Annotated in this window: 11 protein-coding genes and 1 pseudogene; 3 read left to right on the top strand and 9 right to left on the bottom strand. The window is 71.8% G+C overall.

What is annotated here, in order from left to right:
• Positions 1–103: 103 nt before the first annotated feature.
• Positions 104–1744: a pyridoxal phosphate-dependent aminotransferase gene (locus ACZ3TS_RS18540; RefSeq protein WP_467619039.1), complete on the top strand. Its 1641-nt coding sequence runs from the start codon at positions 104–106 to the stop codon at positions 1742–1744.
• A gap of 110 nt (positions 1745–1854) precedes the next feature.
• On the opposite strand, the pseudogene ACZ3TS_RS18535 reads toward ACZ3TS_RS18540, so the two are convergent.
• Positions 1855–2115, bottom strand: a pseudogene (locus ACZ3TS_RS18535) (RrF2 family transcriptional regulator); the annotation flags it as partial.
• A 64-nt stretch (positions 2116–2179) separates the two neighbouring features.
• Here ACZ3TS_RS18535 and ACZ3TS_RS18530 point away from each other — a divergent pair.
• A complete protein-coding gene (locus ACZ3TS_RS18530; RefSeq protein WP_467619038.1) occupies positions 2180–5131 on the top strand; it encodes a beta-galactosidase in 2952 nt (983 codons plus the stop codon).
• Here the strand turns inward: ACZ3TS_RS18530 and ACZ3TS_RS18525 are convergent.
• The 7 genes from ACZ3TS_RS18525 to ACZ3TS_RS18495 form a co-directional block, all read right to left on the bottom strand.
• Positions 5128–6033, bottom strand: coding sequence for a 3-hydroxyacyl-CoA dehydrogenase (locus ACZ3TS_RS18525; RefSeq protein ID WP_467619037.1), 906 nt, complete (start codon positions 6031–6033; stop codon positions 5128–5130). The two genes, ACZ3TS_RS18530 and ACZ3TS_RS18525, sit on opposite strands and share 4 nt — an antisense overlap.
• Complete coding sequence (locus ACZ3TS_RS18520) at positions 6030–7019, bottom strand: 3-hydroxyacyl-CoA dehydrogenase NAD-binding domain-containing protein (RefSeq protein ID WP_467619034.1); 990 nt, start codon at positions 7017–7019, stop codon at positions 6030–6032. The genes ACZ3TS_RS18525 and ACZ3TS_RS18520 overlap by 4 nt, the downstream gene beginning before the upstream one ends.
• A 67-nt stretch (positions 7020–7086) precedes the next feature.
• Positions 7087–7338, bottom strand: a complete 252-nt coding sequence (locus ACZ3TS_RS18515) for a hypothetical protein (RefSeq protein ID WP_467619032.1) — start codon at positions 7336–7338, stop codon at positions 7087–7089.
• Positions 7329–8561 carry a CaiB/BaiF CoA transferase family protein gene (locus ACZ3TS_RS18510; protein ID WP_467619029.1) on the bottom strand — a complete coding sequence of 411 codons (1233 nt, stop codon included), beginning with the start codon at positions 8559–8561 and terminating at the stop codon, positions 7329–7331. Before ACZ3TS_RS18510 ends, ACZ3TS_RS18515 begins: the two co-directional genes overlap by 10 nt.
• Positions 8562–8567: 6 nt before the next feature.
• A complete protein-coding gene (locus ACZ3TS_RS18505; protein WP_467619027.1) occupies positions 8568–9794 on the bottom strand; it encodes an acyl-CoA dehydrogenase family protein in 1227 nt (408 codons plus the stop codon).
• 349 nt (positions 9795–10143) lie between these two features.
• Positions 10144–10989, bottom strand: a complete 846-nt coding sequence (locus tag ACZ3TS_RS18500) for an SMP-30/gluconolactonase/LRE family protein (RefSeq protein WP_467619025.1) — start codon at positions 10987–10989, stop codon at positions 10144–10146.
• Entirely contained in the window at positions 10986–11759 is a 774-nt protein-coding gene (locus ACZ3TS_RS18495; protein ID WP_467619022.1) for an IclR family transcriptional regulator, read from the bottom strand. Before ACZ3TS_RS18495 ends, ACZ3TS_RS18500 begins: the two co-directional genes overlap by 4 nt.
• A 242-nt stretch (positions 11760–12001) precedes the next feature.
• On the opposite strand from ACZ3TS_RS18495, the gene ACZ3TS_RS18490 reads away from it, so the two are divergent.
• Positions 12002–12607 carry a hypothetical protein gene (locus ACZ3TS_RS18490; protein WP_467619021.1) on the top strand — a complete coding sequence of 202 codons (606 nt, stop codon included), beginning with the start codon at positions 12002–12004 and terminating at the stop codon, positions 12605–12607.
• Here ACZ3TS_RS18490 and ACZ3TS_RS18485 read toward each other — a convergent pair.
• A complete protein-coding gene (locus ACZ3TS_RS18485; protein ID WP_467619019.1) occupies positions 12591–13475 on the bottom strand; it encodes an ATP-grasp domain-containing protein in 885 nt (294 codons plus the stop codon). The two genes, ACZ3TS_RS18490 and ACZ3TS_RS18485, sit on opposite strands and share 17 nt — an antisense overlap.
• Positions 13476–13642 lie beyond the last annotated feature (167 nt).

Below are 13642 nucleotides of genomic sequence, written 5' to 3'. Positions count from 1 at the left end.
CCTCCGTACCCGTATGAAAGGGCGGCCCGTGCTCCCCCGCGCGGGCCACCCGAAGACGACGGGCCCGGTCGTCCCCGCCGGGCCCGCCCCACACGGAGGTTCCATGGCCGACAACGTCACCTCGCTGTTCCGCAGCACCGCGGCGCACAGCCCCTCGATGGCGGCGCTGACGCGGGAGGGCAGCGACGGTACGGGGCCGGTGGACTTCTGCATTCCGTGCAATCCGTACTTCCCCACGCCCGCCATGTTCGACGAGATGGCGGGCCGGTTGCGCGACATCATCACCTACTACCCGAGCAGCGCCGACACGATCACGGCCGAGCTGTGCAACCTGCTCCAACTGCCGCCGCAGTGCGTGGCGATGGGCAACGGCTCGACCGAGCTGATCACCTGGATCGACCACCTGCTGGTCCGCGAGTCCCTCGCCGTCCCCGTCCCCACCTTCGGCCGCTGGACCGACCAGCCCATGGAGACCGGCAAGCGCGTCGACATGTTCCCGCTCCAGGAGTCCAGCGGCTTCGCCCTGGACCTGGCCCGGTACGTCGAGTTCATCCGCAAGCGCGGCACCCGGGTCGCCGTCATCTGCAACCCGAACAACCCCGACGGCGGGTTCGTCCACCGGCAGGCGCTCGTGCAGTTCATGGACGCGTTGGTGGACCTGGACCTGGTGGTGATCGACGAGTCGTTCCTGGAGTTCGCCGACGCCGAGAACGAACCCAGTGTCGTCCAGGACGCAGTGATGCGCCCCAACGTCATCGTGCTGCGCAGCCTGGGCAAGAACTTCGGTCTGCACGGCATCCGCTTCGGCTATCTGGTCGCCAACCCCTCACTCGCGGGCAAGGTCCGCTCGATGCTGCCGAAGTGGAATCTCAACGCCTTCGCCGAGCACGTGGTGTTCATGCTGAAGGAGCACGGCGCCGAGTACCTGGAGAGCCTGCACCAGGTCCGCCGGGACCGCCTGGACATGGCCCGCCAGCTCTCCCAGCTCCCCGGTCTGACGGTATACCCGTCCCAGGGCAACTTCCTCTTCGTGCGCCTCCCCGTGGGCGCCGAGGGGACCGTTGTCCGCGACCGGCTGCTCACCGAGCACCGGATCCTCGTCCGCGAGTGCGGAAACAAGATCGGTTCATCCAGCCGCTTCCTGCGGCTCGTGGTGCGCCCCGAGGTGGACGTGCGTCGCCTGGTGTCCGCCATGGAACAGGTGCTCTACGGGACCAGGAGGGGAGCCGCCGTGCCCGAGCTGGGCACAGGGACCAGCTACAGCTCGGGTACGGCGGCGGTGGACCGGCTCGTCAGCGAGACCAACGGGGCGGGCGTCATGGGGCTCGCCTCCCAGGCCGCGGCGATGCCGCTGGCCCCGGGCTCGGCCCCCGCGGCGCCCGCTCCGGCGCCGATGCCCGCTCCCGCACCGATGCCCGCGCCGACTCCGCTGCCCCTTCCCACCCCGGCCTCCGTGCCGGCCCCGGTCCCTGCCCCGATGCCCGCTCCGGCGGTCGCCGCCATGCCCATGGCGCCCCCGGCCGCCATGATGCCGCCCGGCGCCGCCCCGGCCGCCGCGGCCGGCCTGCAGCCCGTTCCGCAGACCGGCCTGCCCGGACTGGCGGCGGCCGCGCAGAACCGGCGGGGCATGCCCGCCGCGGGCGGTCTCACGGCCGCCCAGGTCCGCGGCCGCACCCAGCCGGAACCGGTCCCCGAGCCGACGGGCTGGCCGGCGGCGGGCGCGATGTACAACCAGGTGGGCTGAGCCGCGCGCGACCGGGGCCGCGAGGGGACCACGGCCACCCCGGTGACGCCGGCACGACCACCAGGGGGGACGGGCGCGCCCTGTTCCCCCGGGCGGAGCACGCCGCCGCCCATCGGGCCGTCCACGGCGCGGATCACGTCCGCGACGGTGATCGCGTCGGCCGGGCGCGCCAGCCGGTAGCCACCGTTGCCGCCGCGCCGGCTGTCGACCAGGCCACCGCGGCGCAGATCGCCGAGGATCCCCTCCAGGAACTTGTGCGGAATGCCCTGCGCGGAGGCGACCGTCTCCGCCTTCACCGGGGTGCCGCCCTGGCGCACGGCCGGCTCCAGCGCCGCCCGCACCGCGTAATTCGCCCGTGCCGAGATCCTCATGTGCCCATTCTGGTGCCTGCCACCGGCGACAATGACGGCACCCGCGCCCCTTCAGGAGACTGCCTTGGTGTTGAGCAGACGTACCTTCAGCGCGATCGTCGGCACCGCCGCACTCGGCCTCTCGCTCGGCGGAAGCGGCGAGGAGTGCGCGGCCGCCACCGCACCGACCGGGCCCGCCCCCGGGCCGCCGAGCGCGGACGGGCGGGAACACAGGGTGGGCTTCGACACGTACTCGATGCTCATCGACGGCAAGCGGGCCGTGCTGTGGTCCGGCGAGGTGCACCCGTTCCGGCTGCCGAGCCCGTCGCTGTGGCGGGACGTCCTGCAGAAGCTGCGCGCCCACGGCTACAACGCGATCAGCGTCTACGTCTCCTGGAACTACCACTCCCCCGCGCCGGGCGCTTACGACTTCACGGGCGTCCGCGACCTGGACCTGTTCCTGAGCACCGCCGCCGAGGCCGGCCTGTATGTGATCCTGCGCCCGGGCCCGTACATCAACGCCGAGGTCGACGCGGGCGGCTTCCCCGGCTGGCTCACCGCCACCAAGGGCACGGCCCGCACCTCCGACCCGACGTACCTCACGTACGTGGACGAGTGGCTGACCGCCGTGAACCGGATCGCCGTGCGACACCTGTACACCAAGGGCACCGGCACGATCGTCCTCTACCAACTGGAGAACGAGTACGCGAACCACATCACCGAGGCGGCGGGCCTCGACTACATGGCGCACCTGTACCGGAAGGTCCGCGCCGACGGCGTCGACGTCCCGCTCTTCCACAACGACAAGGGGAGGAACGGCCACTGGGCGCCCGGCACCTTCGACACGGGCGGTGAGCGCGGACGCTGGCTGTACGGCTTCGACGGCTATCCCTCGCCGTTCAAACGGCCACCGGACTGGGGGTACTTCGGCACCGGCGGGACGAAGGGCGGATCGACGGCGAGTCCTGGCACCCCTGGTTTCCTGGCCGAGTTCGGGGGCGGCTGGTTCGATCCGTGGGGCGGCATCGAGTTCGGCGGCAAGGGGTACGCGGAGTCGCGCCGCACCCGGGACGCGGCGTACGAACGGCGTTTCTACCTGACCAACCTCGCCAACGGCATCAAGATCCACAACGTCTACATGACCTTCGGCGGTACGTCGTGGGGCTGGCTGCCCGCGCCGGTCGTCTACACCTCGTACGACTACGGGGCGGCCCTGGACGAGGCCCGGCAGCCGACCGCCAAGCTGGTGCCGATGCACCAGATCGGACACCTGCTGCACAGCGTGCCCGAGTTGGCCAAGCTGGACCGTGCGGAGGACATCGACGTCGGCGGCGGTCCGGGGCTCACGGCGTACCACCTCGTCAACCCGGACACGAAGGCGCACATCCACGTGCTGCGCAACGACACCTCCGTCGAGGCCGTCGCCGCCGTCCCGCTCGCCGGGACGAGCGTCCGCGTACCCGTCCCGGGCCTCGACGCCCGGCTGCTGGCCACCGGGATCTCCCTCGGGCAGCGGACGCTGCGCCACTCCACCGCCCAGCCCATGCTGCGCCTCTCCGCGGGCCGCCAGGACGTCGCCGTGTTCACGGGCCGCTCGGGCGAGGCGACGGAGACCGTCCTGGAGTGCGCGAGCAAGCCCGCCGTCACCGTGCTCGATGGCGTGGCCGGGCACGAGTACCGGGACGGCGCGCTGCGGCTGGACGCCCGGCTCGGCGGTCTCACCCGGGTGCTGGTGGAGGGCGGAGGCGTGTCGCGACCGCTCCTGCTGCTCCTCGCCGACGACGACACCTCCGTACGGCTGTGGCGCCACGACACCCCGTCGGGCTCCGTCCTGGTGTACGGGCCGGCCCTGCTGCGCAGCGCGACCCTGCGCGGCACGACCGCCCACCTCACCGGCGACACGGTCGACGAGGCGGACCTGGAGGCGTGGGTGCCGCGCGGGGTGACCGAGGTCGTCTGGAACCGGCAGCCCCTGCGGACGCGCGCCACCCCCTCCGACAGCCTGCGCGCCACCCGGCGGCTGCCGGGTGCGGGACCGGTCCGGCTGCCCGCGCTGACCGGGTGGCGCCGGAAGGCCGAGAACCCCGAGTCCGCCGTCGGCTTCGACGACTCGGCGTGGCGGACCGCCGACCGGACCTCCTCGTACAGCTCGACGCCGGTACCCGCCCAAGGACCCGTCCTCTTCGCCGACGACTACGGCTTCCACTACGGGGACGTCTGGTACCGGGGCCGCTTCCAGGACGCGGCCGACGCCGAGTCGGTCTCGCTTTCCTACATCACCGGCACCCAGGGGCTGTTGATGGCGTGGCTGGACGGGAAACCGCTCGGCACGCACCGGATGCCCGTGCCGGACAAGAAGACGGTACGCAAGGGCACCTGGTCGGCGACGGCCACGTTCCCCGTCGCGCCGGGCGAGGGGCCCCATGTCCTGTCCGTCCTCGTCCGGCGGATGCAGCACGACGAGGACGGCCGGGCCGACGACACCCACAAGGCGGGGCGGGGACTGCTCTCCGTCGCCTTCAGCGGTGCCTCCCCCGCTGTCGGCTGGCGGATCCAGGGCGAGGCGCCGCCCGATCCCGTGCGCGGCCCGCTCAACAACGGCGGGCTGTACGGGGAGAGGCACGGCTGGCATCTGCCCGCCTTGGCGGACGGCGGCTGGCAGCCGGTCGGCCTGCCACGGGCCGAGCGGAGGCAGGGCGTGGTCTGGTACAGGACGGGCTTCCGACTCGCCGTCGATCCCGGGACGGACGCGTCGATCGGACTGACCTTCACGGACGACCCGGCCCGTGCCTACCGGATGCAGATCTTCCTCAACGGCTGGAACATGGGCCAGTGCATCAACGACGTGGGCCCGCAGCACACGTTCGTCCTGCCGAACGGGGTGCTCGACACCCGGGGGGAGAACACTCTCGCGCTGGCGGTCCTCTCCGACGGGACCACACCGTCGGGGCCGGGGAAGGTGGAGCTTACGCTGCTCGGAAAGGCGGCCGGAGGAGTCCCGGTGACGCTGGTGGACTCCCCAGGTGCGACGGGCTAGACCCTCGTTCCGGCCTGCAGCACGGCATGGGCGATGCCGGTGAGGTTGCCCTGCAGCACGAGGATCTCCCGCCGGTTCGACCCGTCGAGGTCGGCCGCGTAGACGTTCCCGGCCAGGTCGGTCACGTACATGCGGCCGTCCTCCGGATCGAGGGCGATGCCGATGCCTTCCATCAGGTGCGTCAGCAGGATCTCGGGCGTCCCCCGCCCGTCCGCCGGGTCCATCGGCGACCGGTTCACGCTGTTGCCCCGCGGCGGGTCCCCGCGATCCGTCCAGTACAGCATGCGCTCCGCGAGGTCGAGCTCCAGGTCGATCGGCTCCGGCAGACCCTCGAACAGCACCTCGATGTCGCCGCGTTCGGCCGCTCTCTCCCCGGCGGGCAGGTCGAGTCCGGCCCGCAGGATCTTGCCGAGTCCCGCGTCGCTCGGGCCTTTCTGTGTCCAGTAGAGGTGTCCGCCGACAGGGTCGACGGCGACCCCCACGCACCACCTGGTCTCGTCGCGGCGGTCGTTCTCTCCCTGTCCCGTCTGCACGAGCGTCTCGACGTTCGAGCCGTCGAGGTCGCAGCGCATCACGCGCATGCCCTCGCGGTCACCCCAGTACAGCTTCCGGCCCGCGGCCTCGAAGTGGAGCTGCTTCGGCGTGTGGGTGACGCCGCTGGGGACGATCGTCGTCCGGTTGCCTCCGTCCAGGTCCACGCGTTCGATCGAGCCGTCGTTCTCCGGCGGAAGGCCCATGTTCGTCCAGTAGATGTGTCCGGCCATGACATGGACGGCGACCCCGTCGGGGATTCTGCACCCGGTGACGACGATCTTCTTGTCGGAGCCGTCGGGGTTCACGGAGAACAGGCGGCCGCCGCCGCTGGCCTCGAGCACGAAAAGTCTCTTCTGGCGCCGCGTCACGGTCCCTCCCCCGCCGGGCGACCGGCCGCGGCGCCCGGCAGGCCGGACGGGTCGTGCTCGGCGCGCACGGCCAGCAGGGCCGAGAGCATCGCGTCGCGCCGGGCGGCCAGTTCATCGACCGAGTGGCCCTCCGCCTCCTCCAGGACGCCGCCCACGATCTTCTCCTTGAGCTCGGGCGTGAACTCGGGTGTGCCCAGGTCCTGCCAGAACGCCACCATCCGCGGCATGAGGGTGTCCATGAAGTGCTGGATGCCGCCCTCTCCTCCGCCGAGATGCCACAGCAGATGGGGGCCCATGACGCCCCATCTGAGCCCCGGCCCCCAGGACACCGCGTCGTCGGAGTCCGCCACATCGAGCACCTCCTCCTGGACCAGATGGACGACCTCGCGGTACAGCGCTGCCTGGATACGGTTGGCGACGTGCCCGGGAAGCTCCTTTTTGAGGTGAATCGGCTTCTTGCCGATCGCGGCGTAGAACGACATGGCGTCCTGGATCGTCTCCGGGGCGGTCCTCGTTCCGCCGACGACCTCGACCAGCGGGACGATGTGCGGGGGGTTGAAGGGATGACCGATGACGGTCCGCTCCGGACGCCGGCACTCGGTCTGGATGACGCTCATCGTGATGCCTGACGAACTCGACGCGATGATCGCGTCCGCCGGCGTGGCGTCGTCGATGTCGGCGAACAGCCGGACCTTGAGCTCCGGGCGCTCCGGCGCGTTCTCCTGCACGAAATCGGCGTCCGCGACGGCCTGACGCAGGTCCGCGGTGAAGTTCAGGCGCTCGGGCGAGGCTTCGGGCGCCAGCCCGATCGAGGCAGCCGCGTCCCAAGCCGCCTCCACGAACGACCGCAGGGCCGCCTCCGCCGTGGGGGCGGGGTCGGTGGCCGTGACGTCGAAGCCTCGGACGAGATAGTGCGTCGCCCAGCTCGCGCCGATGGTGCCGGTGCCGACGATCGCCACGCGGTGGACGGGTTTGTGCGCGTTCATGGCTGGTCACTGCTCCTGGACGTCGGAAGCGGGCTGCGGGGGAAGCGAGCGGCTGACGTGGCCGGCATCAGCGGCCGTGCCTGACGGGGGCGCGCTTCTCGGCGAACGCCCGCGCACCTGCCCGCGCGTCCTCGCCGGCGGCCGACCCGCTCGTGAGCTCGTCCTGGCGACCGAACGCGTCACTCTCGTTCAGGCCCTGCGTTTCGCGCAGGACCTCCTTGCCGGCCGCCACCGCAGGCGGTGCGTTCCGCGCGACGCGCCCCGCGAGCTCCCCGGCCCCGGCCGGCGCGGGACCCGGTGGGGCCGGCGTCATCGCCATGCCTCCGCTTCCGTCGGGCCGGGGATCGCTCCCTGGGCGCGCAGTTCGGCGATCTCGGCGGGGCCGAATCCCAGCTCGGCGAGGATCTCGTCGTTGTGCTCGCCCAGGTCCGGCGCCCGCTTGGCCGGGACCTTCGCGACGCCTCGCAGGTTGACAGGGCTGTTGATGGTTTCCTCCAGCCCGCTGACCCCTTCCAGCGGCACGACGATGTCGTTCGCGCGCAGCTGCGGGTCCTGCGCGGCCTCCTCCGGCGTCTGAATGAGGCTGTAGACGACGCGTTCCCGGTCCAGGGCGTCCTTCCAGTGGGCGAAGGGCCGCGAGCGGAACTCGGCGTCGAGCAGCTCGGTCAGCGCGGCGGAGTTCTCGACGAAGCCTTCGATGTCGGCGAAACGGGGGTCCTCGAGCAGCTCGGGGTGCCCGACGGCCCGCGTCAGTCCCGGCCAGTGCGGGGGTGAAGCGACCAGCATGAACCACTCGCCGTCCGCGGTCCGGTAAGGGTTGATCAGCGGGTTCGCCGGGGCCTTCCGGTCGTGCAGCTCGAACGGCGTGCCGCCGGCCAACGCGCCGGCCACGAGCGTTCCCGTGGCCCAGACGCCCGCGGCGAGCAGCGACGTGCCGACACTGGCCCCTTGTCCCGTACGCTCGCGGCGGTACAGGGCGGTGACGATCGCCGCGTAGATCGCGATCGCCGACATGTAGTCGCCGCTGCCCCAGACCGGCACCGTCGGCGGGGCTCCCGCGTCCCGGGTGGAGGCCAGCAGACCACTGCGCGACCAGGCGGCGGTCAGGTCGAAGCCCGGCTGCCCGGCGTCGGGGCCGGCGTCCCCGAAGCCGGTGATGTCGGCGTAGACGACCCCCGGGTTCCAGCCCGCGACCTCGTCGTAGCCGAGGTGCAGCCTCTCGCGCGTGCCGTGCGGGAAGTTGGTGATCACCACGTCGGCCCACTCGACGAGGCGCTTGAGGACCTCGGTGGCCGCCGGCGACTTCAGATCGATGACCATGCCGCGCTTGTTGCGGTTGGCGAGGTGCCAGCTGTAGTTGGCCTGTGCCTGGGGACTGGGCGGCACGGAGCTCAGCCGCCGCTGGGGGTCCCCCTTTCCCGGCGGCTCGATCTTGATGACGTCCGCTCCGAAGTCGGAGAGCACGGTGGCCGCGGCCGGTCCCGCGATGAAGCTCGACGCGTCGAGGACCTTCAGACCGGTGAAGACGGATTCGGTGGTCATTCGTCGTCACCTCACGAAGGCGCTCAGGCCGTCGGTCACGGCACGTCCGACGATGAGGGTCTGGATCTCCCGCGTGCCCTCGTACGAGTAGATGGCCTCCGCGTCGGCGACGAAGCGGCCGATCTTGTAGTCGAGGACGATGCCGTTGCCGGCCAGCAGTTCCCGCGCCCATCCCACGTTCTCGCGCATCCGCACGGTGCAGTAGGCCTTCGCCAGCGCGGACTGCTCGTCCCGGTAGACCCCGGCGTCCTGCAGTTGGGCCAGGCGCGTCACCATCCCGCACGACGCCGTGGCGTTGCCGATCATCTTCACCAGCAGGTCCTGCACGAGCTGGAAGCCTCCGATCGGTCGCCCGAACTGCTCGCGCTCCTTCGCGTACTGCAGGGCGATCTCGTAGGCGCCGAACATCACTCCCACCGCCTGCCACGCCACCCCGCTGCGCGTCTGGCGCAGGATCTTGGCGGTGTCCTTGAACGAGTTCGCGTTCTGCAGCCGGTTGGCCTCCGGAACGCGGCAGCCGTCGAGCACGATGTCGGCGTTCTGCACGATCCGCAGCGCCATCTTGTGCTCGATCTTCGTCGCGGTGAACCCGGGGGTGTCCTTCTCCACGACGAAGCCGAGCACCTGACGGGTCTCGACGTCGATGGCCCAGACGACGACCAGGTCGGCGAACGTCGCGTTTCCGATCCACCGCTTGGCTCCGTCGAGGATCCATCCGTCGCCGTCGCGGCGCGCGGTCGTCCGCAGACCGCCGGCCACGTCGGACCCGCCGTGCGGCTCGGTCAACGCGAAGGCGCCGATCTTCTCGAAGCGGCTCATCGCCGGCATCCACCGCCGCTTCTGTTCGTCGGAGCCGCAGGTGAGGATGGTGCCCATGGCCAGACCCGTGTGCACGCCGAAGAACGTCGCCAAGGACGCGTCGGCGTGCGCGAGCTCCAGTGCGATGAAGCCCGCGAAGAGGTTGCTGGGCCTGGATTCCGGGGAGTCCGGGTCGGCCCAGTCCATCAGGCCCAGCTTCCCGAAGCCCTCGACCAGCTGGAAGGGGAACTCGGCCCGGGCCCAGTAGTCGTCGACGATCGGGGCGACCTGCGTGCGCAGGAAGTCGCGGACGGACTCGATCTTCTCCCGTTCCCTGTCCGACAGCAGTTCCTCGTGGGCGTAGAAGTCGGCGGGCAGCAGCCCCTTGTCCAGGTAAGGACCGGACGGTGTCGGCAACGTCGTTGTGCCGCTCATCGCAATCTCCCTCAAGCGCTGTGGGACATGGCTCGGAGATCCGCGCCAGCGAGCACTCTCCGTGCTCGGCGATTCGGTTCTCTGGCGCGATTGAACGCGGATACGAGGCCGGTTCCCCGGACCCGCGCCGCCCAGGGGTGCCGTTGTCACCGAGGACCACCCCAGTGGCCCGTCGCCGCCGGGGCTGACCTCGCCGACGGTGAAGGCGGGGTCCAGGGTGAATCGGGCGGGACGGGTGGGAGCAGGGTGCGCGGTGCGGGCCGTGAGGTCCTCTCGGGGAGTGCCTGAACGGCGACGCGCACAGAACAGAGGCCCCGCCCGGCGGTCGGACGGGGCCCTGAAGCGGGTGTCAGCCGGCGAACGCCGGCTGCGGCAGGCCCTTTCCGGCGCCGGGGACGACGAGCACCGAGCCGGAGAGCGGATGAGGTGCCTCGAGCCCCGTACGGGCCGTGGTGATGTACAGGTCGGCCAGGTCCGCGCCGCCGAACGCGCATGCGGTGGGACGGCGCACGGGCAGTTCGAGGACGCGGTCCAGTGCGCCGGAGGGGGTGTAGCGGTGGACCGCGCCGCCCTCCCAGAGGGCGACCCAGACGCAGCCGTCGGCGTCGACGGTGAGTCCGTCCGGGAACCCGCGCTCGACGTGGACCAGCGGGCGCGGATCGACCGCACGGCCGTCGTCCGTCATGTCGAGGACGTCGACGCGACGGGTCGGCGAGTCGATGTAGTACACCAGCCGTCCGTCGGGGCTCCAGCCCGTGCCGTTGCTGACGGTGACGTCGTCCATGAGGGTGCCCACCGTGCCGTCGCCGGTGACGCGGAACAGCGTGCCGCCGCCCGGCGCCTCGTCGTACCGCATGGTGCCCGCCCACAGGGAGCCGTCCGCGGCGACCGCCGCGTCGTTGCCGCGGCGGCCGGGGACTGGCTCGCGGTGCAGCCAGCGGAAGTCGCGGCCGTCGGGGCCGTAGATGCCCACGCCGTCCCGCAGATTGACCACCAGGCCGCCGCCCGCGCGCGGCTTGGCGGCGCCCACGTGCTGCTCGGTCGCCATGACGGTGCGGCGCCCGGTGGCGGGGTCGTAGGTGTGCACCCGGGAACTCAGGATGTCGACCCAGATCAGCCGCTGGGCGTCGGTGTCCCACGTCGGGCCTTCGCCGAGGGCCGCTTCCGCCCGTACGGCGACCTCGTACCCCGTCATGCGAGCCTCCGGTGACCGAGCCGCTCGGAGAGTTCCGCGGCGCCCTTCGCGGCGAGCTGCTCGAGTTCGGCGCGGCGCTCGTCGCTCCAGCGGATCATCGGCACGGAGATGGAGAGCGCGGCGACGACCCGCCCCGCGCGGTCGCACACGGGGGCGGCGACACAGCTGACGTCGGGGTTGGACTCGCGGGTCTCCACGGCGATGCCGCGGGCCCGGATCTCGCCCAGGACCTCGCGCAGAACCGCCGGGTCGGTGATGCTGTTGGGGGTCATCGCCACGAGCTCGGCACCGTCCGGTATGCGAGCGGCCAGCTCGGGCTCGGGAAGGGACGCGAGGAGCATCTTGCCGACCGAGGTGCAGTGAGCGGGCAGCCGACGTCCGGCAGCCGACACCATGCGCACGGCGTGCGTGGAGTCGACCTTGGCGATGTAGATGACGTCGGTGCCCTCGAGAATGGCCACGTGCACGGTCTCGTCGCAGGTCTCGGCGACGGACCGGGCGACCTGCTGGCCCTCGGCGGCGAGGTCCAGCTGCTCGGCGTAGCGGCTGCCGAGCTGGTACGGGCGCACGCCGAGCCGGTAGCGTCCCGGCTGCCCCGGCACCGGGACGATGTACGAGCGTGCGGCGAGCGTGGTGACCAGCTCGTGCACGGTGGTGCGCGGCAGCTGGAGCTTGCGCACGATGTCGGGGGCGGAGAGCGTCCCGTCCCCGTCGAGAAAGAGCTCCAGTATGTCGAGAGCCCGGGTCACGGCAGGTACGAGGCGTCCCACGACCGGCCCCCTCTCCTTCGTTCGAAATTTCAACTGGCGATCGGCATGGCGAACACAGGCTAGTCATAGTGGGCTTGGCCGGGCAATGGTCGTGCGGTGCGTGCGGTGCGGACCGTCACTGGCGTCGCGTCCTGAGATCGCCCGGTTCTCCGCGCAGGCGCTGCGCGCGCAGGACCGGCTACACGGGCTGCGGCCTCCCGGCCCGTGCGGTCGCCGCCGGGGTTCCGCCACCGTGCGCGAGGATGGGTCCCATGCCGTCCGCGAAGCGCCCCACCGGCCCCTTCACCGCCCTGGACTTCCAGCTGGTCCTGCTGCGCCGCATGGCCGACCACAATCCGGACCTGGTCGAGGACGCCCGCCGTGAGCTGGGCGTCTCGATCGCGGAGATGCGCGAGGCGAACCGCCGCTGGCAGGCCATGCTGCACTCCCCGCGCGCCCGCGTCGCCGCCTCGCGGTACCGCTCGGTCCTGGGCGAGCCGGGGTCGACGACGCCCCGCCGGATCGGCGACCTGGACTGCGATGCCCTGCTGTGGCCGGTCCCGCTCTGGCCGGACCTGCGCTTCGAGATCCTGGTGGCGCCGAACGGAGCGGTGTGGAACGAGTGGCTGGTGCGGGCGCCGGGTGCGCCCGCACCGAAGCTGGAGACCCTGGAGGACCTCACCCCCTGGGCCTGCACGGTCGACGAGGTGGCCCGTGCCTTCGCTCCTGCCCGCCCTCTGGAGGGCACGGCCCCCACCCGCTGGGGGCTCGCCTTCGCCGCGCCGGACGCCTCGGGTGTGCGGCGCGAGTGCGCGGCGGAGTTCACCTGGGGCCTGCTGCAGCGGACGGGTGTCAGCGGGCAGCCGTGAGGATCGCCTCCACGACCACGGGCACCGACCCGGCGTGCAGGTCGAGGAACAGGTTCGGCTCGACCAGTTCCAGCTCCATCACGCACGGCCGGCCGTCCGCGTCGTCCACGAGGTCGACGCGGGCGTAGAGGAGTTCCGGGGCGTCCGGTACGGCGGCCAGGGCGCTTTCGGCGACGGCGACTTCTGCCGGGGTCGGGATCCAGGGCTCCAGACGGGGATGGGCCACCTTCTTCTCGTCGTACGGCGTGCCTGGTGCGAGGACGGCGCCCTTACGGCTGGCGTGCAGGAACCGTCCGCCGAAGAACAGCAGCGCCCGCTCGCCGTTGACGTCGATGCCCTTCACATAGGGCTGCACCATCGCGGTGAACCCCTCCGCGTGCATCCGCGCGAGCTGCCGTAGGGCGGTGGCGTGCTCCCCGGGCGTGTACCGGGCAGCGAACCGGGCCCCCGCACCCGAGGTGGGCTTGACCACGTACTCGTGGTCGTCGGGCAGGTCGACAGGGTCGCCGGGAGCGAGGTACCGCGTGGGGACGACCGGGACGCCCGCGGCGGCCAGCTCCCCGAGGTATCGCTTGTCGGTGTTCCAGCGCACGACACCCACCGGATTGGCCAGCCGCGTGGCCTTCGCACACCGCTCGGCCCAGGCGATGAACTCCTCCGCCCGCCAGCTGTAGTCCCAGGTCGAACGGATCACGGCAAGGTCGTACCCCGCCCAGTCGACGTCCGGATCGTCCCAGTACACGGCGTCGGCGTCGGCCCCGGCCGCCCTCAACTCGGCCACCAGGCCCGGCAGATCGCGGTCGGCCGAGACGTCCGGCCCGGGTCGGCAGGTGACGAGCGCGACTCGGGCGGCGGCGGTGCGGGACACGTCGGGACTCCTGTCCGTGGGACGGCTTGTGCGCGCAGGCTAACAACGGGGGCGGGATCCGCGGCAACCCATATCGAGTACGCGCGGTCGGCCGGGACGCGTGAGGTCCGCGTCACCGCGGAGGTGGGTTTTCGCTCGCTCTGATGTAGGAACGGTCCTGGAGTCCC

This window comes from Streptomyces sp. NPDC022910 (assembly GCF_055561075.1).
The sequence above is the reverse complement of the archived record's forward strand: the minus strand, read 5'-3'. Positions and strand labels throughout refer to the sequence as shown.